Source organism: Mycobacterium saskatchewanense, from assembly GCF_010729105.1.
Classification (GTDB): Bacteria; Actinomycetota; Actinomycetes; order Mycobacteriales; family Mycobacteriaceae; genus Mycobacterium; species Mycobacterium saskatchewanense.
Genome location: NZ_AP022573.1, coordinates 861,327 through 881,517, shown reverse-complemented (window position 1 = coordinate 881,517; position 20,191 = coordinate 861,327). Strand labels below are relative to the sequence as shown.

Genomic DNA, 20,191 nt, shown 5'->3' with positions numbered 1-20,191 from the left:
GGTGTTGCCACGTGCGGGTGCTGGGCCGGTTCCCGGCGGGCCTGGGAGGCAATCCCCCGGCGCGCCAGACATAAACCATTGCGAGCCCTGTCGGCGTGTCGTCGCAACGGGTTATGTGTCGACGCGCGGGGTGTTGCCACGTGGGCGCGCCAGGCGCTTATGGGACGACGGCGCCGCTCCACGCCAGCGGGTTGAGTTCCCGAAACGGGTCGGTGGTGCGCACCCGTTGCAGGTCAGCCAGGATCTGCTCCAGCGCCCGTTGCGTGCGCCCCTTGACGATGTCCACCCACCGCTCGCCGCTCACCCCCAACGGCGTCGTCGTGTCGATGGGCGCGCCGAACCGCAGGTACATGCGCTGTGGCCGCGGAATCCAGGTGGGGCCGATCCCCCGCAGCAGCGGCATCGCCATGTCGGGGCGGCCGTTCAGCCGGCGGCCCAGTGCCTCGCTGAACCGGCCGTAGACGCTGTCCCGAGTGGTCAGGCTGCGGTAGACGTCGTCGCCGCCGACGAGACCCGCCGGCACGATCGGGTAGCCGTTCTCCACCGAGAGCCGCGCGAACCCGGCGCGGCCCTGCCAGCGCAGGGTGTACTCCTCGCCCTTGAACTTGGGGATTTCTCGGCCGCCGCCGGGAAACACGAGGATGGTCTGGTCGTGGCGCATGAGTTCGCGGGCCGTCTCCGGTGCGCCCACCACGCCACCGAACGCCGCCAGCAGGTCGGCGGGAAGTCCACGCATCCGGCCGAACCCGCGGTCCGCCAGGGGGCGCACCCGGGTCCCGATTTCCCGACGCACCGCGTCGGAGATCAGGAAGATCTCCGAGCCGAACTGAGTGTGGTTGCCCACCAACAGAAATCGGCCGTCACGCGGCAGGTTTTCGACGCCGTCGACATAGGGCCGGGACAGGCCGGAGACCGGTCGCAGCCAGCCGGTCACCGAGTCGAGCGCCCGGCGCAGCGTCCGAACCCGGACGTTCGGCCGCATGATCGCGGTCAGGTCCATGCTCTCAACCACGGTCGGCCGCGTCCGATCGGGAGAACACGACGGTGATCGAGGGCGGGCCGAACCGCGTCTTCGAGGGCAGCACCTCGACCCGCATTGCCGGATCGGCGGCGCGCGCAAGGGCTTCCAGCGCCGACGGGCTGTAGGCGCGCAACGCGCTGATGAACCCGTCGTGCAGGCCGGGCCACACCCACGACCACGGCAGCAGGATCAGGTTGACCGGCAGCGCCAACACGGGAAACAGCATGGTGGCGAACGGATTCTGCCGTCTGAGGTCGATGACCAGGAATCGCTTGCCCACCCGGGTGGCCTCGGCGATGGCGCGGCAGGCGACGGCCGGCGGTAGATGGTGAAAGGCCAGCGCGAACACGACCAGGTCGTAGCTGTTGTCCGCGGCGTCGATCGCCGTGGCATCGATCACCTGCGCGCGGGCCCGCGGGTGGTCGCCGAGCTCTCCGCCGGCGATGTTGGCCACCGAGGTGGGGTCCACGTCGCTGACCGTGACGGTCGCCGTCGGATGCTGCTCGAGGATCTGCGCCGACAGTTTGCCGTGGCCGGCGCCGAGCTCCAGGATCCGCGGGTTGGGGACGTCCGCGACCACCTCGAGCGCGGTGCGCGCGTGCTTTTCGTGCTGGCTGGTCAGGGCGCCCAGGCGATCGAGCATGCCGATGACCCGTTGCTTCACCTCGTCCGGCACGTCGTCGCGGTCGAGGTACTCCAGCGCATCCGTCTCGAATCGCCGATCGAGCCACGACGCGTCGGGGCCGCCCCTCGGCATGTTGGCAATCGCCTGATCCAGTACATCGTTGGCAGCCATCGGGGCGCCTCCCTCTTCTCGCGAACTTCGTCGTCGCCACCACGATAACAAACGAACCAGTTCGTCTGATTATGATGTTCCTCGTGAGAACCCGAACCGAGCTGCGCGGCGAGATCCTGGCGGCCGCTCGGGCGGAGTTCGCGCAGTACGGCCTGGCCGGCGCGCGCATCGACCGCATCGCCCGGGCGGCGAACGCCAGCAAGGAAAGGCTGTATGCGCATTTCGGCGACAAGGAGACGTTGTTCCGCGACGTGGTGAGCACAGACGGCGCCGAGTTCTTCCGCGCCGTCGAGCTACACCCGGACGCCGTCCCCGAGTTCGTCGGCGGGGTCTTCGACCTGGCCCAGAGCCGGCCCGAGCATTTGCGGATGATCACCTGGGCGAAGTTGGAAGGCTTTCCGCTGGACAAGCCCGAGTTCGACGGCGAACACCCGCCCGAGCGGGCCATCGCGGCCGTAGAGCAGGCGCAGGCGGACGGCCACGTCGATCCCGCGTGGGAGCCCCAACAGCTGCTGGTGTTCCTGTTCGCCATCGGGTTGGCCTGGGCTCACTGGCCGGACCCCGCTGCCGCGACCACCGACCCGGACGTCATCGCCCGGCGCCGCGCGGCCGCCGTCGAGGCGGCAGCCCGCATCGTCGAGCCCCGTCCGCGCGACACATAACCAGCGTCGACGACACGCCGACGGGGCGCGCGCCGCGTTATGTCTGGCGGGTTGTCATCCCGCAGTGACGAGTTCCGGGTGGAACTTGGCTGCCATGCGCCGAAGACCGTCGCGCCAGTCGACCATCGTCTCGCCGACGAGTTCGCGCATCCGGGTGGCATCGGTCGGGTTGCCGCGCAGCGCCTGCGCGCTCTCCTCGAAGACCGGTTCCTTGCCGACGAGTGAGCCGAGGTAGCCGCACCACTCTTGGATGCTGACGGTCTGCTCGCCACACCAGTTGACGGTGGTCGCCGGGACCGACGCCGCGGCGAGCAGCTTCGGGATCGTCGCGATGATGTCGTCCTCGTGGATGGGGTTGTACCGGGCGGGCCCGCCGGGCGGGACCGGGATCGGAATGCCGGCCAGCATCATCTCCATGTGGTAGAACGGCCATCCCCCGTTGTTCCCGTACGGGACGTTGAGCCGGGCGATCGTGGTGGGAACACCGAGCACCCGGGCCGTCGAGCGGGCGACGACCTCGCCCGCGATCTTCGAGATGGAATACGTGGGGAACAGGGGCTTGTGGTTGTCCCCCAGGGCGGCACCCTCGGCGCGGGGTTCGTCGCCCGGCGGATCGTAGACCGCCGCCGACGAACAGTGCAGGAACGCCTTGGCGCCGCGGCAGTGCGCCATCAGCGCGCCGACCGACTCCGCGTTGGCCGCGAGGTCCTTGTCCCAGTGCCCGCTCTTCGCGACCGCGAGATTCAGGACGTAGTCGAAATCAGTTGGTAGGTCTCCGAATTCGCCAGCCGCCAGGTTGACGGTCTGGCACCGCACCCCGGCCTTCTCGAGAGCGTCGCGCGCGTCGGGGTTGGTGAACCGCGCGATGCCCCATACCTCGTTGTCGCGGGCAAGCGAATTTGCTACGGGAGTGGCGATCTGGCCGGTCGGGCCGGTGATCAGGATCTTGGAGCCGCGCATGCGCTGATGTTAGGCCAGCGCCCGGCGGTTCGTCCGCGTGGTCCGGCAAACCCGACGACCGTTGCCCGGCCTGATCCTATGTGGTCCCCGCATACGTTGCCCCGCAACGCCGTACGCGGCACCGACCGATTAGGGTCGATGGTCCCTACTCCCGGCGGCGCGGGTGCGACATCATTCGACACATGACGCAACCAGACGAACGCGCCGCCGATCCGGCGATCGTGAGCGAACAACCCCCGTACGACGAGCGGCCGAGCGGGCTGTTCCAGGTGGCCGCGGCCGTCGGCATCGTCGCGGGCACCCTGTTCGTCGTCGCGGTGGTCTTCTTCGCCGGCTTCTTCCTGGGCGGCTCGTCGGACGGCTATGGCGACGGGCGCCCAGGCCCGATGGGTGCCGGCGGGCGGATGGGTACCTGTCCCATGATGGGCGGAGGGATGGTGCACCCGATGATGCCCGGCGGCATGATGGGTCCGGCTCCGGCGACGGTCCCCAACCACCCACGCCCTTAGCCGGAAAGTGCGCCTGAGCCGGTCCGCGGGGCTTTAAGATCGTCGTACTGGCCAACGCGGCCGGAATGGCTAGGCGTCACTGGCGTCATAGGAGCGGTCTCACGTGGAACCGATGTCGATTGATCCCGCCGCCGCCGCGATCGGTGCCCAGTTGCTCGAAATCGCCACCCGCGCACTTGGTTCCGGCGCCGCGGCGATGCCGTCATTGACCGCGTTAGCGCCGGCCGGGGCCGAAGAAGTGTCGATGCAGGCGGCGACCGCGTTCGCGGCGGAGGCCGAGGCGATGCTGGCATTCAACGCCGCGGCCCAGCAGGAACTCGCCCGCGCGGGAGCGGTGGTGACGGAGATCGCGCAGATGTACGCACAGGTCGACGGGGAGGCAGCCGGATCGCTGACGGTGGGCGCCACCCGAATCGCAAGCCAGGCGTTCGGGGCGGGCGCAAACCTCGCCGCCGGACCCACGTCCGCGGAGGCCCTCGCCGCGGCGGCCGCCCGCACGCCACTGCTCGGGAATCTGGTCGAAGGCGTCACGGCGACCAACCCCTCGACGGCGGTGCCGGCGGCGGCCAGCGCCGCGTCCACTGTGCTGGGCGCCGGGGCCGCCCCGCTGAACTCGATCGGCCAGGTGGCATCGATGGGTGGCGCCACCGCCGGCCCGGCGGCCTCGTCCGCCGCGCCGACCCTCGCGTCGTCGGATGACCGGGACGGCGGGGACCACCGCGGCGACGAGGATCCCGGCGAGCAGCTCCTATAGCCCCGGCTGGTCCTCGACGATGCCCAGCCATACCTGCGCGGCGTCGATGGCGACCTTCTCGCTGATGAAGGCGTGCTGCGTCCCGGTGTAGATGTCCCGGAAGGCCCGCTCGAGGCGGGTGCCCTCGCGAATGGAGCTCGTGCCCGCGACGAGATGGGCCCACTCGGCGCAGGCCCGCGCCGTGTCGGTGGCGTAGACGGCCGCGACCCGCATGTCGGCCCGCAGTGCCGGGGTCAGCTCCTGGCCCGCGCCGACGGCGTCCTCCGCCGAGGTGAACGCGTCGAGCACCAGCAGGCGGGCCGCGCGCCACGCCGCCCGGTGGTGGGCCAGCCCCTTCTGGAAAGTGGGCCGGCTGGCCAACGATGCCATGTCGCTCATCCGAAACTTCGTCGCCGCCAGTTCCTGGACGTCGTCGAGCATGCTCTGGGCCACCCCCAGCGCCCACGACGCGTGGCCGGCGGCCGTCACCGGCATCAGCCCCATACGCGTCGCCGGCGAGGTGCCCCGGTGTGGCTGCCGGACGAACAGTTCGAACGTGCGGCAGGCCGGCACGAACACGTCCTGCGCGCTGTAGTCGTACGAACCGGTTCCCTTGAGGCCCTGCACATGCCAGCCGTCGTTGAAGCTGATCTGCTCGCGCGGGACGACGGCCACCCGCATCTCCGGGACACCCTCGCTGATCCAGCGCATCTCCCCGCCGTCCAGCGGAAGGAACCCGGCCGCGACGTATTGCGAGTGGCCCACGCCGGAGCCGAAGTTCCACGCCCCGTTCAGCAGGTAGCCGCCATCGTCGGCGATGCCCTGCCCATTGGGAAAGAACTGACCGCCCAGGGTGACGCGGTTGTCGTGCGCCGCGAACACCTCGGCGAAGCCCTCGTCGGGCAGGTACGCCGCGGCGGCGAACGACGACGGCAGGTTGGCAATGCCGATCCAGCCGAATGAGCCGTCCTGCCAAGCCATTTCGATCCAGGTTTCGATCATCTCGGCGAACGACGGTTCGACACCGCCGGCGGGCGCGGGGTTGAACGCGGACATCAGCCCGCAGGACCACATCTCGTCGACGATCCTCGCGGTAAGCGTGCGCTCCCGTTCGGAGGCCGCGGCCTCGGCCCGCACCAGGTCGCGCATGCCGCGCGCCAGCGAAACAACCCGGCTGCCCGTGTCGGCTATCGACGTCATTGTCTTCTTCCCATCATCGGCGGCCCATCATCGGGTGCGACGAGAAAACTGTAATCGGTGGCCGGGCAAACTACCCGCAGGCGCTCGCGCCCCCTACGCTTGCGCTGGTATCCGAACGGCGAAGGAGAAGCGGGTGACCGACCCCGGTGCGGCGAAGGGCAGGCCCGGGGAGTTTCACCGCTGGATCGTCGACGCCATGAATGTCATCGGGAGCCGCCCCGACGGGTGGTGGCGGGACCGCGGCGGCGCCGTCGCCGCGCTGGTGGAGAAGCTCGACCGGTGGGCCGCCGCCGAAGCCGCGGACGTCACCGTGGTGCTGGAGCGGCCGCCGCGGGCGCCGATCCCCATCTCGGTCGTCGAGGTCGCGCACGCGCCGCGGGCGGCGCCGAACTCCGCCGACGACGAGATCGTCCGCCTGGTGCGCTCCGATGCCCGGCCCGGCGGGGTGCGGGTGGTGACGTCCGACCGGGCGTTGATCGAGCGGGTGCGGAGCCTGGGTGCCGCCGTCTTTTCGGCCGACGGCTTCCGCAACCTCGTCGACCCCCGCGACCGATGAGCGCGCTCGGGCCGAACCGGGTCTGCGCCCTCGCGCGGATCGACGTCCCGATCATTCAGGCGCCGATGACCTACATCGCCGGCGCCCGGCTGGCGGCGGCGGTGTCGAACGCGGGCGCGCTCGGTGTCATCGAGACCACCTCCGAGCAGGGCCGCGCCGACCTGCGGCGGGTGCGCGACCTCACCGACCGCCCGGTGGGCGCGAACATCGCGCTGCTGTTCAACCGCGACCCCGCAGTCGTGGATCTTCTGACCGACAACGGTATTCGGTTCGTGACCACGTCGGCGGGCGACCCGGCGCTGTTCACCGCCCGGCTGCACGACGCCGGCATCACCGTGTTCCACGTGGTGGGCACCCTGGCCGCCGCCAGGAAGGCGGTCGACGCCGGGGTGGACGGGCTGGTGGTCGAGGGCGTCGAGGGCGGCGGGTTCAAGAACCGGCTCGGCGCGTCGACCATGGTGCTGCTGCCACTCGTGGCGGCCCACGTCGACGTCCCGATCGTGGCCGCGGGCGGGATTTGCGACGCGCGGTCGATGGCGGCGGCGCTGGTGCTCGGCGCCGAGGCGGTGCAGATGGGCACGCGGCTGCTCGCCTCGGCGGACTCCCCCGTGCACGGCAACCTCAAGGATGCCGTGCTGCGCGCCGACGAGACCTCCACCGTCCTGCTGCCGCTGGACGGCAACCGCGTGATGCGCGTGATCCGCACCCCGGCGGCCGAAAAGCTCCAGGTGGCAACCTCTTCCGGCGAAGGTGCGGCGGCCCTGCAGCGGGTGCGGCGGCTCTACTTCGACGGCGACCTGGACGCCAGCGTCGCGAACACCGGTCAGGTCGCCGGCCGGATCGCCGACCTCCCGCCCGCCGCCGACATCGTCGCGACGATGTGGGCCGGGTGCCGGGAGGCGCTGGCCGCTGCGGCCCAGCGCCTCCCGCCGGTCGGCGGCGACTGAACCGTCAGCCGACCGCGGCCAGCGCCGCGTCGTAGTCGGGCTCCTGGGCGATCTCGGGCACCAACTCCGTGTAGGTGACCTTGCCGTCGGCCCCGATCACCACGATCGCCCGGGCGAGCAGGCCCGCCATCGGGCCATCGGCGATGGTGACGCCGTAGTCCTCGCCGAAGCTGTCCCGGAAGGCCGACGCGGTCTTCACGTTCTCGATGCCCTCGGCGCCGCAGAACCGGGAGAAGGCGAACGGCAGGTCCTTCGACACGCACACCACCGAGACACCGCCGCCGGCGGCGCGCTCGTTGAACTTGCGCACGCTCGTCGCGCACACCGGGGTGTCCACCGACGGAAAGATATTCAGCACCACGGGCTTTCCGCTGAACTGGTCGCTGCTGACCGGACCGAGGTCCCCGCCGGTCAGGTTGAAGGAGGGGGCCGTCGAGCCGACGGACGGGAGTTCGCCGACGGTCTTGATCGGATTTCCACGCAAGGTTATCTGTGCCATGGGCACAGTCTGCCAAGGCCCGCGCGAGCGCCTCGGGCCAGGTGCCGTGTCCTAAATCGTGGGCTACCCGGCGTAGACGACATGCCGCCGGCTGGCCAACACTGAATGCATGGTCCGAAACGTGGTCATCGTCGGGTTTCCCGGCGTGCAGGCGCTCGACGTGGTGGGTCCGCACGAGGTGTTCTCGGGCGCCGCGCTGCTCACCGAAGGCGGCTACCGCGTCGTGTTGGCTTCGGCCGCCGGTCGGCCGGTGTCGACCGCGACCGGCTTGAGCTTCGTCGGTGAGCCGCTGCCGGATCCGGAGGGGCCGATCGACACGGTCGTGCTGCCCGGCGGGGGTGGTATCGATGGCGCGCGAGGCGACGCCGAGCTGCTGGCCTGGGTCAAGGCGGTCTCCGAAACCGCACGCCGGGTCGTCACCGTCTGTACCGGGGCCTTCCTCGCCGCCGAGGCGGGGCTGCTGGACGGCTGCCGGGTGACCACACACTGGGCCTTCGCCGGCCGGCTGGCCCGTGAGTTTCCGTCCGTGCAGGTCGATCCCGACCCGATCTTCGTCCGCAGCTCGGAGTCGGTGTGGACGGCCGCGGGCGTCACCGCGGGAATCGACCTCTCGCTGTCCCTGGTCGAGGACGACCACGGCACCGAGGTCGCGCAGACGGTCGCGCGCTGGCTCGTCCTGCACCTGCGCCGCTCCGGTGGGCAGACGCAGTTCGCGGCGCCCGTGTGGATGCCGCGCGCCAAGCGCACGTCCATCCGGCAGGTGCAGGAGGCCATCGAGGCGGAGCCGAGCGGTCCGCACAGCATCGGTGAGCTGGCCCGCCGGGTGGCGATGAGCCCGCGCCACTTCACCCGCGTGTTCACCCACGAGGTCGGCGAGGCCCCCGGTCACTACGTCGAGCGGATTCGCACCGAGGCCGCCCGCCGCCAATTGCAAGAGACCGACGACACCGTCGTCGCGATCGCCGCACGGTGCGGCTTCGGCACCGCAGAAACGATGCGGCGCAACTTCATCCGCCGAGTCGGGCTGTCGCCCGACCAGTACCGCAAAGCCTTCGCCTAGACAGATGGGGACGACAATGACTCAGATCGCCTTCGTGGCCTATCCCGGGTTCACCGCGCTGGACATGATCGGCCCCTATGAAGTGCTGCGCAACCTGCCCGGCGCGGAGGTGCGGTTCGTCTGGCACCGGACGGGACCGATCACCGCCGACTCGGGCGTCCTGGTCATTGGGGCCACCCACACGCTGGCCGAAACCCCCGGCCCGGACGTGATTCTCGTGCCGGGCGGCCCCTCGACCCCGGTGCACGCTCGCGACGGGGCGCTCCTCGACTGGCTGCGCGGGGCCAGCCGCAGGGCCGCCTGGACGACGTCCGTGTGCTCGGGTTCGGTGATCCTGGCCGCCGCTGGCCTGCTGACCAACCGGCGCGCGACGTCGCACTGGGTGACCGTCCCCGCCCTGAGGGCGTTCGGCGCCATCCCCGTCGGTGACGAGCGCATCGTGCGCCAGGCCAACGTCGTGACGAGCGCCGGCGTGTCGGCCGGCATCGACCTCGCGCTGTGGCTGGCCGGCGAGATCGGCGGCGAGGCCCGCGCGAAGGCGATCCAGCTCGTGATCGAATACGACCCGCACCCGCCGTTCGACTCCGGTCACGTGTCGAAGGCGTCGGCGGCCACCAAAGCCGCTGCTACCGCGCTGCTTTCGCGCGACAGCGTCAACCCCGCCAACCTGAAGGCGACGACACTGCTCGCCTGGGAGCAGGCGCTAGGCGCGGTGCGCTCGCGGCGGCAGCGGCGGGGCAAGCCCGTCACCGCAGAGTAGGCGGCTACCCGTTCGGCTGCAGGATCTCGGTCGAGGCGAGCTGGCCGCCCGCCTGCAGCCACTCCCCCACCACCCGCGGCGCGTCGCGGTCGGGGTTGTAGATGTCTTCCTCGCTGGAGAACAACCCGTCGCCGGCGTAGACCAGCCGCGTCCAGTTCGGGAACCAGAACGGCTCACCCTCCGGGTCCGACGGGTGATCGAGCAAGTTCTTGATCATCAGGACGACGGCGTCGTTCTCGTCGTCGTAGGCGATCCAGTCGGACGGAAATCGCATGTGCGGGAACGGAGCCATGACGGCGACGATCCAGTCGCGCACCGCCTCACGCCCGTGGAAGACTCCGTAGTGGTGCTCGGTGTAGACGACGTCTTCGGTGAAGAGGTCAGCGAAAGGTCGCCAGTCCCCCGACGCGCTGCATCCCTCGACGACGGTTGTGTAGTTCCGGACGGCTGCGTCGATTTCGGCCCTGCTGAATTTGCCCATGGCGGACAGACTAGAACGTGGTGACAAGCCGTACGCGTGGATGGGGATACCGAATGAGTGTGATGGAGTTGTTCGACTTGCGCGGGAAGACGGCTCTGGTGACCGGGGCGTCCAGCGGCATTGGCAAGAAGGTCGCACGGGCGTATCTGGAGGCCGGAGCCCAAGTAGCCGTTGCCGCAAGGCATTCCGACACGCTGGAGGGGGTCGCGCACGAGCTGACGGCGGCCGCCGGTGCGGGCAGGGTGCTGCCTATTCGCTGCGATGTCACGCAACCGGACGAGGTCACCGCCATGGTGGACCGGGTGACGGGCGAGCTCGGCGGCCTCGACATCGCCGTCTGCAACGCCGGCATCATCGCGGTCGAGGGGATGCTGGACATGTCGCCCGAGGAATTCCAGCGCATCCAGAGCACCAACGTCTACGGGGTGTTCCTCACCGCCCAGGCGGCGGCCCGGGCGATGGTCGGGCAGGGCCGGGGCGGGGTGATCATCAACACCGCCTCGATGTCCGGCCACATCATCAACGTCCCACAGCGCGTCGGCCACTACTGCACCTCGAAAGCGGCGGTGATTCAGCTGACCAAGGCGATGGCGGTCGAATTCGCGCCGCACCGGATCCGCGTCAACAGTGTCAGCCCGGGCTACATCCTCACCGAACTCGTCGAGCCGCTCGTCGAGTACCACGTCCAGTGGGAGCCGAAGATACCGATGGGACGGCTGGGAACGCCCGAGGAGCTCGCCGGCCTGTATCTCTATCTCGCGAGTGACGCGTCCAGCTACATGACCGGGTCGGACCTCGTCATCGACGGCGGATACACCTGCGTCTGACGCGCCCGATCAGCGAACGACCCAGGGTCGCCCGAAGCGGGTCCGCATTTCCGGTGAATGCAGCGCGCGTAGCCGCTCGCCGGCCGGGTGCGCCCCGGCGGCGCCGACCAGATCGTCGCTCAGCTCCACGATCTCCGCGGCCCGCAACGGCCACGGCTCGTGCTCGTTCGGCACCCACCACGTGCGGCCGGCCTTGCGGGTGTGCGCGCCCCACCGGGCGGTGAGCCACACCTCCAGTGCGGTCGGTGCGACGACATCGCCCACCATGACCGTCAGGTGGCTGCGCAGGCCACGGTGTGGCCAGCGGCGCACGCTGTGGTACGTGAGGCGGTCGCCGTCCCGGGCCATCCGCATCCTGGCCCAGGTGTAGGGGACGCCCACCGTCAGCCGAATGACCGGCACGACGGCCAGGCGGGCCGTCTCCAGGGACCGGAACAGGACGCCGTGGCGGCCGGCGCCGTCGACCGAGTACAGGCGGACGTTCGTCTCCAGGAAGCTGCCGAAGTACGGAATCCCCACCGCCGAGCCGACTTTGGTGCTCCTCATCGCGAACGGGACCAACCCGACATACGTGGCGCCGGCGAAGACGTCGGGCCGGGTCCCCGGCGGGAACAGGTCCTCGACGCTCTCGGGCCGCACCGGCCAGTGGACGAAGGTCACGTCGCACCAGCGCTGGTCGAAGGTCGTGGGACCGGGAAGAGGCGGGGCGGTGACGGGGTATCCCGCGAGCAGGGGTTCCCCGCTGGGGTCGCTGGGTGCCGCGCCGGTCACCCGCTCATGGTGGCAGTTCACCCGGCGGCACACCTAGCCTTCCAGTTCGCCAAAGATCCCCCGCTCGATGCCGGCCTGGGTGGTGGCCGGCAGAACGACGAGCCCCTCGAGTTCCTTGCGGGCCCGGTCGTACGCACTCTGACGTTCCTGGGGCGCCGCCGCGGAATCCGATGCCACCCGCAAGAGGCTCTGGGCGCGTGCAATCCGCTGCTGATCCGCCCGGGAGAAGTCGTTGCGGCGCCGGCGGACCGCTTCGGACTCGGCGACGGTGAACGCGGTCACGTAGTCCTCCACTGCCGTCCGATACTGCGCGGCGGACTCCGGGTCGTCGACGAGGTCCTCGGCTTTGACGGGACGCAGGAAGTCGGCTCGCAGCTTGGCCTTGTGAAAGGCGATCGTGAGGGGGTCGCGCATGTCGGTCATGAGCGGAAAGTCGAGCAGCTTGGCGACATCGAGCTCGTAGTCGAGCCACCGCGCGTCGGTGCGGCTGTGCTCCTCGATGACCCGCCGCAGCGACCTCCATTGCGCCGCCTGGTTGTTGGCGGGGCGCGGGGTGTCGGCAACCTGCGGGGGATCGAGCCGGTCCGGCTCGTCGGCGCGCCGCCGGTGAGTGGCGAACGCCTTCACCGCTGCCATGATCACACCCGCCAGCGGCAGGAGCACGATCAGTAGCTCGAGCAAGCGGAACACCAGGCCCATACGGCCAGGATGCCATCACCGGCGCGAGATCCGCCGCGCCGAGCGTGGGGCCTGCGTAGGAATGCCGGGCGTATCGCGTGCGCAGGGCCCACGCTCGGCGCCCCCCGGGAGCTCAGTGCACGCCCAGCGTGCCGGCGAGGTACTGGGCACGGCACGCCCGTCGGGCGAGCTTGCCGCTGGTGGTGCGCGGGATGGCACCGGCCGGCAGGAATAGGACGTCGCTGACCGGCACGCCGTGGCGCCCCGCCACCGCGGCACGGATCGCCTCGATCGCAGGCGCCGGGTCGTCGCGACTGGTGCCCGCCGCGCGCTCGGCGACGACGACCAGGCCCTCGCCGGCGGCGGTCGGCGCGGTGAACGCGGTCACGTAGCCGCGCCGCACCATCGGTGACGCCTGCGCCGCGGTGGCCTCGATGTCCTGTGGGTAGTGGTTGCGGCCCTCGATCGTCACCAGGTCCGCGACGCGGCCGGCCACGTAGAGCTGACCGTCGAGATAGAAGCCCAGATCCCCGGTCCGCAGCCAGGTGCGCGCGACGGCCGACCCCTCCGCGTGGCTCCCCCGCTCGAGCCTCGCTTGCAGCTTCGCGCCGAACGCCAGCTGCGTCTCCTCCGGCAGGCCCCAGTAGCCGCGGCCGACGTTGTCGCCCTGCAGCCAGATCTCACCGACACGGCCGTCGGGCAGTTCCGTCTCGGTGTCGGGGTCGACGATCACCGCCCAGAGGCTGCGCGCGACCCGGCCGCACGACACCTGCGCCACTGCGTTGGGGGCCTCGGCCGCGACGGGCACCGCGCGGCCGGCGCCCAACTGCTCGCGGTCGAGGTGGACGACCGACGGCACCGCGGCCGGGTCGATGGTCGCCACGAACAACGTGGCCTCCGCGATGCCGTACGACGGCTTGAACGCCGTGCGCGGCAGCCCGTAACCGCCGAACGCCCGGGTGAACGTATTGATCGCGTCGATGCTGACCGGCTCGGACCCGATGATCATCACCACGTTGCTCAGGTCGATGTCGTCGCCGGGGCCGGGCAGGCCCCGCTGGGCGGCCCACTCGTAGGCGAAGTTCGGCGCCGCGGTGACCACGCGGCCCTGCCGCGACCCGGCCGACAGCGCCTGGATCCACCGCAGCGGCCGGCGCACGAACGCGGTCGGCGCCATCAGCGTGGAATGCCCGCCGTATACCGCGGGAAAGCCGATCATCGACAGCCCCATGTCGTGGTAGAGGGGCAACCAGCTGACGCCGTGGGTGTTGCGGTCCAGCAGGTCGATCGACAGGATCATCTGCACGAGGTTGGTGCCGACCGCGCGGTGCGTGATCTCCACGCCGACCGGGGGTCGCGTCGAGCCCGAGGTGTACTGCAGGTGGGAGACGTCGTCCATCCCCAGCTCGGTCGGCGCGAAGTGTTCGCCCTCGGAATCGGGAATCTCGTCGATGACGACGACGTCCGGCCGCGCCCCAGTCGGCAGGGTGGCCAGGAACTTCTCCACCCCGTCGCGTGCCGCCGTCGTCGTGAGCACCGCCGTGGGCTCCGAATCGCGCAGCGCCGTGTCGAGGCGTTCGGCGTGCCCGGGCAGCTCCGGGGCGAACAGCGGCACGGCGATCGCGCCGGCCTTGATCGCGGCGTAGAAGCCCGCGACGTAGTCGATGCCCTGGGGCGCGAGGACCGCGACCCGCTCGCCGCGGTCCGCCACCCGCTGCACGCGCGCGCCGATCGCCTGCAATCGGGCACCGAACTGGGTCCAGGTCACCTCGGCGGCCTGCCCGTCGACCCCGCGGCTGTAGTCCAGGAAGCGATACGCCACGGCCTCGCCCACGTTGGCGATGTTGCGGTCGATCAGCGATATCAGCGTGACGCCCGGCGGCAGCGCGACGCCACCGTTGGCGTCTACACAGTCCTCGATCTGAAGCAGGCCGGGGACGGCCGTCGAATTCTGCCGATCCATAGAGCGCAGTCTAAGTGGCGGGCAGCAGCGAACCCGGCTTCCCCGGGGCCGCCACCTCGGCGGGTCCGGTGTCCCGTGTGTCGATCCTCACCGGCCAACCTGCCGTCGCCGTGACAATCGTGATTGTCACCAACCGCGAGCGTTCCCGAATTCACCTTTTGGCAACACGTTTGGAGTTGCCTGAGTCGGGACTTCGGCGGTCCGGTGGGACCGCCATCCGAACGACGAAACCAAGGAGACCGATGACGGCGACAGCGGAGCGGCGGGTCGAACGTCGCGGCTTCGTCCAGGCCCTGACCTCCGTATGCGTCCGGTATGTCGAACGCTTCATGCCGGACCCGTACCTGTTCGCGGTCATCCTCACGGCGATCGTCGTCGCCCTCGTCGCGCTGCTGGTCCGGGGCGCGACGCCCACCGGCGTGCTCAAGGCGTGGTACGGCGGGGTGTGGGGGCCGCAGAACATCTTCACCTTCGCCTTCCAGATGGTGCTCATCCTGGTGACGGGGTACACGCTCGCCGAGGCGCCCGCGGTGAAGCGGGGCATCGTCCATGTCGCCGGCAAGCCCAAGAACCAAGTGCAGGGGGCCTTGTTGTGCTTCGGGGTCAGCGCCGCGCTTTCGCTGCTGAACTGGGGACTCGGCCTGGTGGCGGGCGCACTGCTGGCGCGCCAGGTCGCCAAACGCTTCACCGACTCGCATTTCGGCTACCTGACCGCGACCGGGTTCATGGGCTACATCGTCTGGACGCAGGGTCTGTCGTCGTCGATCGCGCTGGCCAACACCGACGGCACCAGCCCGATCAACGTGATCCACAAGATCACCGGCATGACGGTCCCGCTGAGCCTGACCGTCTTTCAGCCCTACAACTGGATGGCCGTCATCGCCGTGATCGTGCTCGTCGGCATCGCGATCTGGCGCATGGAACCCAAGGAGGTCCTGCAACCCGATCCGGCGGTCTTCGACGAGGAACCCGAACCGCCGGCGCCCACCGGCAAGCGGACGTTCGCGGAGTGGCTGGAGAACCTCTGGATCCTCAACGTCGTCGTATTCGCGGCCGGGATCACCTACTTCGTGCTGAGCGGCTTCGCGCTGAACATCTCGTCGATGATCATGCTGTTCACGGTCACCAGCGCGTTGCTGCACGGCACGCCGATCCGCTTCATCCGCGCGTTCTCCGGCGCGGCGAAGGTGTCCGGGCCCCTGCTGCTGCAATACCCGTTGTACGGCGGCATCGTCGGGCTGTTGGGGTACCTGCCCGCGGGCTCGGGAAAGGCGCTGCAGGCGGTTCTCGCCGAGGCGCTGGTGCGCGGAGCCGATCAGTACACGCTCCCCTTCCTGACGTTCCTCGGCTCGGTGGTGATCTCCCTATTCGTGCCGTCGGGCGGCGGACACTGGGCGGTGCAGGGCCCCATCGCCGTCGATTCGGCGCTGGCGATCGGTCAACATTCGCCCACCTACCTCGGGCTGATCTCGATGTCCGTCGGCGACGGGGAGGCGGTCGCCAACATGATTCAGCCTTTCTGGCTACTGCCGGTTCTCGCCATCGCGAAGCTCAATGTCCGCCAGGTGATGGGATTCACCGTCATCGCCTTTCTGATCGGCTTCGCGGTGTCCAGCACTGCGGTCCTACTCGCACCCCACTTCCTGTGACGGGCAACGGCGTGGCCCCGTCACCCGTCGCGCGGGTCGGGGCCGCCTACCGCAAGATCGCCGAGGCCGGCCGGCTCGTCGCCGTGAAGGACAACATCGACGTCGGGGGCGGCCGCACCGCCGTGGGCCTGATGGCCGGCGGCCGCCGGTGAGCGGGCCCGCCCGGACGAGCCCGACGGCGTGCCCGCGCCGGCGGGAGGTAGCGTACGCGCCAGTTCCAGTCAGCGGCCGCGAGCCGTTATCACCGGGAGGCGGGCATGTCGGGCCGGAAATTCTCGTTCGAGATCAACCGCACCAGCGCCGCGCCGGCGGCGACGCTGTTCCGGCTCGTGGCCGACGGGGCGAACTGGTCGAAGTGGGGAAAGCCGATCGTGGTGCAATCCAGCTGGGCCCGCCAGGGCGACCCCCCGCCCGACGGGGTGGGCGCGATCCGCAAGCTCGGGATGTGGCCCGTCCTCGTGCAGGAGGAGACCGTCGCGTACGAGAAGGATCGCCGCCACGCCTACAAGATGGTCGGCCGCACCCCGGTCGACGACTACTTCGCCGAGGTGGTCTTCACCCCCAACCTCGCGGGCGGCACGGACATCCGCTGGACCGGCTCGTTCGTCGAGAGGGTTCCCGGGACCGGCCCTGCGTTCCAGGCGGCGCTGGGTGGCGCGGTGCGGTACTTCGCGGGCCGGCTGGTGAAGGCGGCCGAGCGCGAGTCGGGGCGATAGCGCAGACCGGTTGGCTGCCAAGCCCTTTCAATGTCAGTAGGCCCGGGTCCGTTGGCGGGCCGCCCCCGAAGTCCTTAAGCTGGGCTAAGTGGTTGACGTCGTAGTGGCGGGCGCGGGTCCGAACGGGTTGATGCTCGCCGGGGAGCTGGGGTTGGGCGGGATCAAGCCCGTGGTGCTGGATCCGATGCCGGGTCCGAATCCGGAGCGGCGGGCCAACGGCGTTATCGGTCAAGGGGTTCGGATTTTGGACCACCGCGGCCTCTACGGCACGCTCGCCGAGACAACCGAGCCGCCTCGGCTCAATCCGCGCGCGATGTTCGCGGCGTTCCCGTTGGATCTCACGCTGGTGCCCGATCCGCAGCTGTTCCTCCTGCCGGTGCAACAGCCCACACTGGTTCGGGTGCTCGCCGACCGCGCAGCCGAGCACGGGGCCGACATCCGCTGGGGCCACGCCATGACCGGCTTCGACCAGCACGCCGGCGGCGTCACCGTGCACGTCGCGGGCCCGGACGGGGCCTACGATCTGGACGCCGAGTATCTGGTCGGGGCCGACGGTGGCCGGAGCGCGACCCGGAAGCTGGCGGGCATCGATTTTCCCGGGATGTCGTCGCACGACGTCGTCGTGCGGATGGGATTCGACGTCCTGCCGCCGCAGGACTGGGTCGACCCGCTCAGGGGCGGTCTGGACATCCCCGGGTACGGCCACATCCCGCCGCTGCAGTTTCACCGGGCCGATCATGGCGTCGTCGCTTACGGCGCTCTCGGGGGACGTGCGGCGATGATCGTCTTCGAGTTGGACGACGCGCCGCGCGAGTACCCCCGCGACGATGACGTCCACTTCGAGCCCATGAGCCTCGCCGAGCTGGAGGTCAGCGTCAAACGGGTCCTGGGCGCCGACGTGCCGCTGCGACCGGCATATCCGGACACCCCCCTGGACCTGCGTCGGTTCTCCGGGATCAACTCACGTATCGCGTCCCGCTACCAGCTGGGCCGGGTCATCCTCGTCGGCGACGCGGCCCACGTCCATTCCCCCATGGGCGGGCCGGGACTCAACCTGGGTCTGCAGGACGCGGTGAACCTCGGCTGGAAACTCGCCGTGGTCCTCAACGGCCGCGTCGCGCCGACCCTACTCGACAGCTACGAGGCCGAGCGCCGGCCCGCCGCGGAGCGCGTCATCATGCACAGTCGGGCCCAGCTCGCGCTCGTCCGGCCCGGACCCGAGGTCACCGCCCTGCGCCAACTGTTCTCCGAGCTGGTCACCGATCCGAACATCGCCCGCCGCCTCGGAGACCTGATCTCGGGGGCCGAAAACCGCTACGGCGCCGGGCCATTCGGCCATCCGCTGGTCGGCTACTGGGTGCCCGACTTCGGGGTCGGGACCGTCGACGGCACGCGGCGGATCGCCGAACTCGCCCGCAGCGGGCGGCCGCTCCTCGTCGACCTCACCGAGGGCGCGACCGTGGCGGCCGCGGTCCCCGGCGACCAGTTGACGGTCGCCACGGGTCGCGCCGTCGGGGAGATCGCCGCGACCGCCGTGCTGGTGCGCCCCGACGGTTACGTGGCGTGGGCAACGTCGGCGGCCACGCCCGATGCGGACGAATTGCGGGAGCTGCGTGCCGCTCTCGCGCGATGGTTCGGCATCGGAAGAACCGCTACGTCGAACTGACCTCGTCCTGATACTTCTTGGTCATGTGGGCCACCGCGTCCAGCTGCGATTGCGCGAGGCCTTCGCGGGCCTGACCCGCGCGGGCGGCAGCGTCCAGCGTCGGCTGCGCCTGCCCCTGGAAGTGCGGCATCACCTCGGCGGCGAACAATTCCGCGGACCGCTTGGTGGCGGCCGGGTTGGCCCACTCGTGTCCCATCTGCAGCATGCAGCCAAACCCGCCGGATTGATCCCAGAGCCGCTGCACCTGGGCCCGCGCCCGTTCGGGCGTGCCGATCACGCCGGCCCCGTTCTCGTTGATGACATCGATCATCTCGTCGAGTTGCTCGCCCGGCATGGTCATCTGCGGGAAGGCGGCCACCTTCTGGAAGTAGCGGAACCAGGGCTCGATGCCGAACTTCACCTCTTCACGGGCCTGCTCTTCGGTCTCCGCCAAATGGAACAACCCGACTAGGCTCCAGTGCTTGCGGTCCACCCGGCTGCCGAAGGCCGCCGCGCGTTCCTCGACGATGTCCCAGTGGTAGGACAGCGCGTTGAACCCCTCGACCGTCAGTGTCGCCCCGATCGACAGCAGGCCGATCCCGTGCTTGCCGGCCAGCCGCGCGCCGGTGGGCGAGGCGACCGCCGCAACCGCGAGCGGGATGCCGCCGTCGGAGTACGGGGCCAGCTGCAACTTCGCGTCGAACAGCTGGTGCGTGGCGGTTTTCGCCGAGACGGTTTCCCCGGCGAGCAGGCGGACGACGATGTCGAGGTTCGTCTCGAGGAGTTCGCGGGTGTCGGTGGGGGTCAACCCGATCATCGCCGAGTCGGTGGGTAACGAGCCGGGACCCATCCCGCCGATCACCCGACCGTGGGTGAGGTGGTCGAGCAGCATCAGCCGGTCGGCGACCCACAGCGGGTTGTGATATGCGAGCGAGATGACTCCGGTTCCGAACCGGATCCGCTTGGCGCGCTGCGCCGCGGCGGCGATGAAGACCTCCGGCGAGCTGATGATCTCGCTGCCCGCCGAGTGGTGCTCGCCCAACCACACTTCGTCGAAGCCGAGGGCGTCGAGGTGTTCGATGAATTCCAGGTCGCGCTGCAGGGCGAGAGTGGGGTTGGTGCCCGCGCGATGAAACGGGGCGATGAAGTATCCGAACCTGAGTTTCGCCATGGGGATCCCTTGCGTCCGAGTTGCGGAGAACCATAACTCGGATGCCCCGGTCCGCCCTAGGCCATCGGCCGGCAATGGCCGATGTCTGTTCCTGCTCAGCCGATGGGGCCGGGGTATCCCGGCCCCACCGACTAGGGGAGCAAGTCTTTCGCGCCGTCAGGCTCTAGAAACCGCCGCAGACGTTGCCGACGCAGCCGCCGCCACCGCCCGGTCCGCCGCCACCCCCGCCGACCCCGGGGATGCTGCCGCCGCCACCGCCGGGTCCGCCGCCACCGGTCGGGCCGCCGGGAACGCTGCCGCCGCCACCGCCGGGTCCGCCGCCACCGGTCGGGCCGCCGGGAACGCTGCCGCCCCCGCCGCCGGGTCCGCCGCCACCGGTCGGGCCGCCGGGAACGCTGCCGCCCCCGCCCGGTGTGGTGGACGGCGCCACGCTCGACGATGGAGTCGTCGTAGTCGTCGGCGTTGTGCTGCTGCTGCCGGGACCCTTGTTACCGCCACCGCATCCGACGGCCAGGATCAGCATGGCCCCGCCGCCGAAAATCGCGACCGCAGTCCTCAGTTCGTGCCTCATCGCAAACCCCGCTCTC

The 20,191-nt window shown here is 70.3% G+C and carries 23 protein-coding genes; 12 read left to right on the top strand and 11 right to left on the bottom strand.

Annotated features, from left to right (window positions below):
* Positions 1-157 precede the first annotated feature (157 nt).
* Both G6N56_RS04040 and G6N56_RS04035 read right to left on the bottom strand, forming a co-directional pair.
* The gene (locus G6N56_RS04040; protein WP_408632660.1) at positions 158-1,000 is read right to left on the bottom strand and encodes a lysophospholipid acyltransferase family protein; all 843 of its coding nucleotides are present in this window, start codon (positions 998-1,000) and stop codon (positions 158-160) included.
* Positions 1,001-1,004: 4 nt separating this feature from the next.
* Positions 1,005-1,817 carry a class I SAM-dependent methyltransferase gene (locus tag G6N56_RS04035; protein WP_085257219.1) on the bottom strand — a complete coding sequence of 271 codons (813 nt, stop codon included), beginning with the start codon at positions 1,815-1,817 and terminating at the stop codon, positions 1,005-1,007.
* 83 nt (positions 1,818-1,900) lie between these two features.
* Between G6N56_RS04035 and G6N56_RS04030 the strand changes: the two genes are divergently transcribed.
* Entirely contained in the window at positions 1,901-2,479 is a 579-nt protein-coding gene (locus G6N56_RS04030; protein WP_085257386.1) for a TetR/AcrR family transcriptional regulator, read from the top strand.
* 54 nt (positions 2,480-2,533) lie between these two features.
* On the opposite strand, the gene G6N56_RS04025 is transcribed toward G6N56_RS04030, so the two are convergent.
* A complete protein-coding gene (locus G6N56_RS04025; RefSeq protein WP_085257218.1) occupies positions 2,534-3,439 on the bottom strand; it encodes an NAD-dependent epimerase/dehydratase family protein in 906 nt (301 codons plus the stop codon).
* Between the two features lie 182 nt (positions 3,440-3,621).
* Between G6N56_RS04025 and G6N56_RS04020 the strand changes: the two genes are divergently transcribed.
* Positions 3,622-3,948, top strand: coding sequence for a hypothetical protein (locus G6N56_RS04020; RefSeq protein WP_085257217.1), 327 nt, complete (start codon positions 3,622-3,624; stop codon positions 3,946-3,948).
* A gap of 112 nt (positions 3,949-4,060) precedes the next feature.
* On the top strand, positions 4,061-4,702 hold the full coding sequence (locus G6N56_RS04015; RefSeq protein ID WP_232069205.1) for a PE family protein: 642 nt from the start codon (positions 4,061-4,063) through the stop codon (positions 4,700-4,702).
* Here G6N56_RS04015 and G6N56_RS04010 read toward each other — a convergent pair.
* The gene (locus tag G6N56_RS04010; RefSeq protein WP_085257215.1) at positions 4,697-5,881 is read right to left on the bottom strand and encodes an acyl-CoA dehydrogenase family protein; all 1,185 of its coding nucleotides are present in this window, start codon (positions 5,879-5,881) and stop codon (positions 4,697-4,699) included. The two genes, G6N56_RS04015 and G6N56_RS04010, sit on opposite strands and share 6 nt — an antisense overlap.
* A gap of 196 nt (positions 5,882-6,077) precedes the next feature.
* Here G6N56_RS04010 and G6N56_RS04005 point away from each other — a divergent pair, with 196 nt between their 5' ends.
* Both G6N56_RS04005 and G6N56_RS04000 read left to right on the top strand, forming a co-directional pair.
* Entirely contained in the window at positions 6,078-6,437 is a 360-nt protein-coding gene (locus G6N56_RS04005) for an NYN domain-containing protein (protein WP_085257385.1), read from the top strand.
* A complete protein-coding gene (locus tag G6N56_RS04000) occupies positions 6,434-7,384 on the top strand; it encodes an NAD(P)H-dependent flavin oxidoreductase (RefSeq protein WP_085257214.1) in 951 nt (316 codons plus the stop codon). The genes G6N56_RS04005 and G6N56_RS04000 overlap by 4 nt, the downstream gene beginning before the upstream one ends.
* A gap of 4 nt (positions 7,385-7,388) precedes the next feature.
* Here the strand turns inward: G6N56_RS04000 and tpx are convergent, their stop codons facing one another.
* The gene (gene tpx / locus G6N56_RS03995; RefSeq protein ID WP_085257213.1) at positions 7,389-7,883 is read right to left on the bottom strand and encodes a thiol peroxidase; all 495 of its coding nucleotides are present in this window, start codon (positions 7,881-7,883) and stop codon (positions 7,389-7,391) included.
* A 109-nt stretch (positions 7,884-7,992) separates the two neighbouring features.
* Here tpx and G6N56_RS03990 point away from each other — a divergent pair, with 109 nt between their 5' ends.
* Entirely contained in the window at positions 7,993-8,943 is a 951-nt protein-coding gene (locus G6N56_RS03990; RefSeq protein ID WP_085257212.1) for a GlxA family transcriptional regulator, read from the top strand.
* A 16-nt stretch (positions 8,944-8,959) separates the two neighbouring features.
* Positions 8,960-9,703 carry a DJ-1/PfpI family protein gene (locus tag G6N56_RS03985; protein WP_085257211.1) on the top strand — a complete coding sequence of 248 codons (744 nt, stop codon included), beginning with the start codon at positions 8,960-8,962 and terminating at the stop codon, positions 9,701-9,703.
* A gap of 4 nt (positions 9,704-9,707) precedes the next feature.
* On the opposite strand, the gene G6N56_RS03980 is transcribed toward G6N56_RS03985, so the two are convergent.
* Entirely contained in the window at positions 9,708-10,184 is a 477-nt protein-coding gene (locus G6N56_RS03980) for a nuclear transport factor 2 family protein (protein ID WP_085257210.1), read from the bottom strand.
* Between the two features lie 53 nt (positions 10,185-10,237).
* Between G6N56_RS03980 and G6N56_RS03975 the strand changes: the two genes are divergently transcribed.
* A complete protein-coding gene (locus G6N56_RS03975; protein WP_085257209.1) occupies positions 10,238-11,011 on the top strand; it encodes an SDR family oxidoreductase in 774 nt (257 codons plus the stop codon).
* Between the two features lie 9 nt (positions 11,012-11,020).
* Here G6N56_RS03975 and G6N56_RS03970 read toward each other — a convergent pair whose 3' ends face one another.
* The 3 genes from G6N56_RS03970 to G6N56_RS03960 all read right to left on the bottom strand — a co-directional run bounded on the left by G6N56_RS03970 (position 11,021) and on the right by G6N56_RS03960 (position 14,423).
* A complete protein-coding gene (locus G6N56_RS03970; protein WP_085257384.1) occupies positions 11,021-11,782 on the bottom strand; it encodes a YqjF family protein in 762 nt (253 codons plus the stop codon).
* 33 nt (positions 11,783-11,815) lie between these two features.
* Positions 11,816-12,481, bottom strand: coding sequence for a hypothetical protein (locus G6N56_RS03965; protein ID WP_085257208.1), 666 nt, complete (start codon positions 12,479-12,481; stop codon positions 11,816-11,818).
* 112 nt (positions 12,482-12,593) lie between these two features.
* Positions 12,594-14,423, bottom strand: coding sequence for a fatty acyl-AMP ligase (locus tag G6N56_RS03960; protein ID WP_085257207.1), 1,830 nt, complete (start codon positions 14,421-14,423; stop codon positions 12,594-12,596).
* 242 nt (positions 14,424-14,665) lie between these two features.
* Between G6N56_RS03960 and G6N56_RS03955 the strand changes: the two genes are divergently transcribed.
* From G6N56_RS03955 to G6N56_RS03940, 4 genes are all read left to right on the top strand, one after another.
* Positions 14,666-16,072 carry a TIGR00366 family protein gene (locus G6N56_RS03955; protein ID WP_085257206.1) on the top strand — a complete coding sequence of 469 codons (1,407 nt, stop codon included), beginning with the start codon at positions 14,666-14,668 and terminating at the stop codon, positions 16,070-16,072.
* Positions 16,069-16,224, top strand: coding sequence for a hypothetical protein (locus tag G6N56_RS03950; RefSeq protein ID WP_158090741.1), 156 nt, complete (start codon positions 16,069-16,071; stop codon positions 16,222-16,224). The genes G6N56_RS03955 and G6N56_RS03950 overlap by 4 nt, the downstream gene beginning before the upstream one ends.
* A gap of 105 nt (positions 16,225-16,329) precedes the next feature.
* Entirely contained in the window at positions 16,330-16,788 is a 459-nt protein-coding gene (locus G6N56_RS03945; protein WP_085257205.1) for an SRPBCC family protein, read from the top strand.
* Positions 16,789-16,876: 88 nt separating this feature from the next.
* Entirely contained in the window at positions 16,877-18,454 is a 1,578-nt protein-coding gene (locus G6N56_RS03940; RefSeq protein WP_085257204.1) for an FAD-dependent monooxygenase, read from the top strand.
* On the opposite strand, the gene G6N56_RS03935 is transcribed toward G6N56_RS03940, so the two are convergent.
* Complete coding sequence (locus G6N56_RS03935) at positions 18,441-19,604, bottom strand: LLM class flavin-dependent oxidoreductase (protein ID WP_085257203.1); 1,164 nt, start codon at positions 19,602-19,604, stop codon at positions 18,441-18,443. The two genes, G6N56_RS03940 and G6N56_RS03935, sit on opposite strands and share 14 nt — an antisense overlap.
* Before the next feature lie 163 nt (positions 19,605-19,767).
* Positions 19,768-20,175 carry a hypothetical protein gene (locus G6N56_RS28760; protein ID WP_163645081.1) on the bottom strand — a complete coding sequence of 136 codons (408 nt, stop codon included), beginning with the start codon at positions 20,173-20,175 and terminating at the stop codon, positions 19,768-19,770.
* Positions 20,176-20,191 lie beyond the last annotated feature (16 nt).

Excerpts from the sequence above, each read along its gene's own strand:
- G6N56_RS04005 (WP_085257385.1), top strand. The coding sequence starts at position 6,078 with ATGAATGTCATCGGGAGCCGCCCCGACGGGTGGTGGCGGGACCGCGGC.
- G6N56_RS03975 (WP_085257209.1), top strand. The coding sequence starts at position 10,238 with ATGAGTGTGATGGAGTTGTTCGACTTGCGCGGGAAGACGGCTCTGGTG.
- G6N56_RS03965 (WP_085257208.1), bottom strand. The coding sequence starts at position 12,481 with ATGGGCCTGGTGTTCCGCTTGCTCGAGCTACTGATCGTGCTCCTGCCG.
- G6N56_RS03935 (WP_085257203.1), bottom strand. The coding sequence starts at position 19,604 with ATGGCGAAACTCAGGTTCGGATACTTCATCGCCCCGTTTCATCGCGCG.
- G6N56_RS03980 (WP_085257210.1), bottom strand. The coding sequence starts at position 10,184 with ATGGGCAAATTCAGCAGGGCCGAAATCGACGCAGCCGTCCGGAACTAC.
- G6N56_RS04000 (WP_085257214.1), top strand. The coding sequence starts at position 6,434 with ATGAGCGCGCTCGGGCCGAACCGGGTCTGCGCCCTCGCGCGGATCGAC.
- G6N56_RS03945 (WP_085257205.1), top strand. The coding sequence starts at position 16,330 with ATGTCGGGCCGGAAATTCTCGTTCGAGATCAACCGCACCAGCGCCGCG.
- G6N56_RS04010 (WP_085257215.1), bottom strand. The coding sequence starts at position 5,881 with ATGACGTCGATAGCCGACACGGGCAGCCGGGTTGTTTCGCTGGCGCGC.
- G6N56_RS04040 (WP_408632660.1), bottom strand. The coding sequence starts at position 1,000 with ATGGACCTGACCGCGATCATGCGGCCGAACGTCCGGGTTCGGACGCTG.
- G6N56_RS03960 (WP_085257207.1), bottom strand. The coding sequence starts at position 14,423 with ATGGATCGGCAGAATTCGACGGCCGTCCCCGGCCTGCTTCAGATCGAG.
- tpx (WP_085257213.1), bottom strand. The coding sequence starts at position 7,883 with ATGGCACAGATAACCTTGCGTGGAAATCCGATCAAGACCGTCGGCGAA.
- G6N56_RS04025 (WP_085257218.1), bottom strand. The coding sequence starts at position 3,439 with ATGCGCGGCTCCAAGATCCTGATCACCGGCCCGACCGGCCAGATCGCC.
- G6N56_RS03985 (WP_085257211.1), top strand. The coding sequence starts at position 8,960 with ATGACTCAGATCGCCTTCGTGGCCTATCCCGGGTTCACCGCGCTGGAC.
- G6N56_RS03955 (WP_085257206.1), top strand. The coding sequence starts at position 14,666 with ATGACGGCGACAGCGGAGCGGCGGGTCGAACGTCGCGGCTTCGTCCAG.
- G6N56_RS04015 (WP_232069205.1), top strand. The coding sequence starts at position 4,061 with ATGTCGATTGATCCCGCCGCCGCCGCGATCGGTGCCCAGTTGCTCGAA.
- G6N56_RS04035 (WP_085257219.1), bottom strand. The coding sequence starts at position 1,817 with ATGGCTGCCAACGATGTACTGGATCAGGCGATTGCCAACATGCCGAGG.
- G6N56_RS04020 (WP_085257217.1), top strand. The coding sequence starts at position 3,622 with ATGACGCAACCAGACGAACGCGCCGCCGATCCGGCGATCGTGAGCGAA.
- G6N56_RS03990 (WP_085257212.1), top strand. The coding sequence starts at position 7,993 with ATGGTCCGAAACGTGGTCATCGTCGGGTTTCCCGGCGTGCAGGCGCTC.
- G6N56_RS28760 (WP_163645081.1), bottom strand. The coding sequence starts at position 20,175 with ATGAGGCACGAACTGAGGACTGCGGTCGCGATTTTCGGCGGCGGGGCC.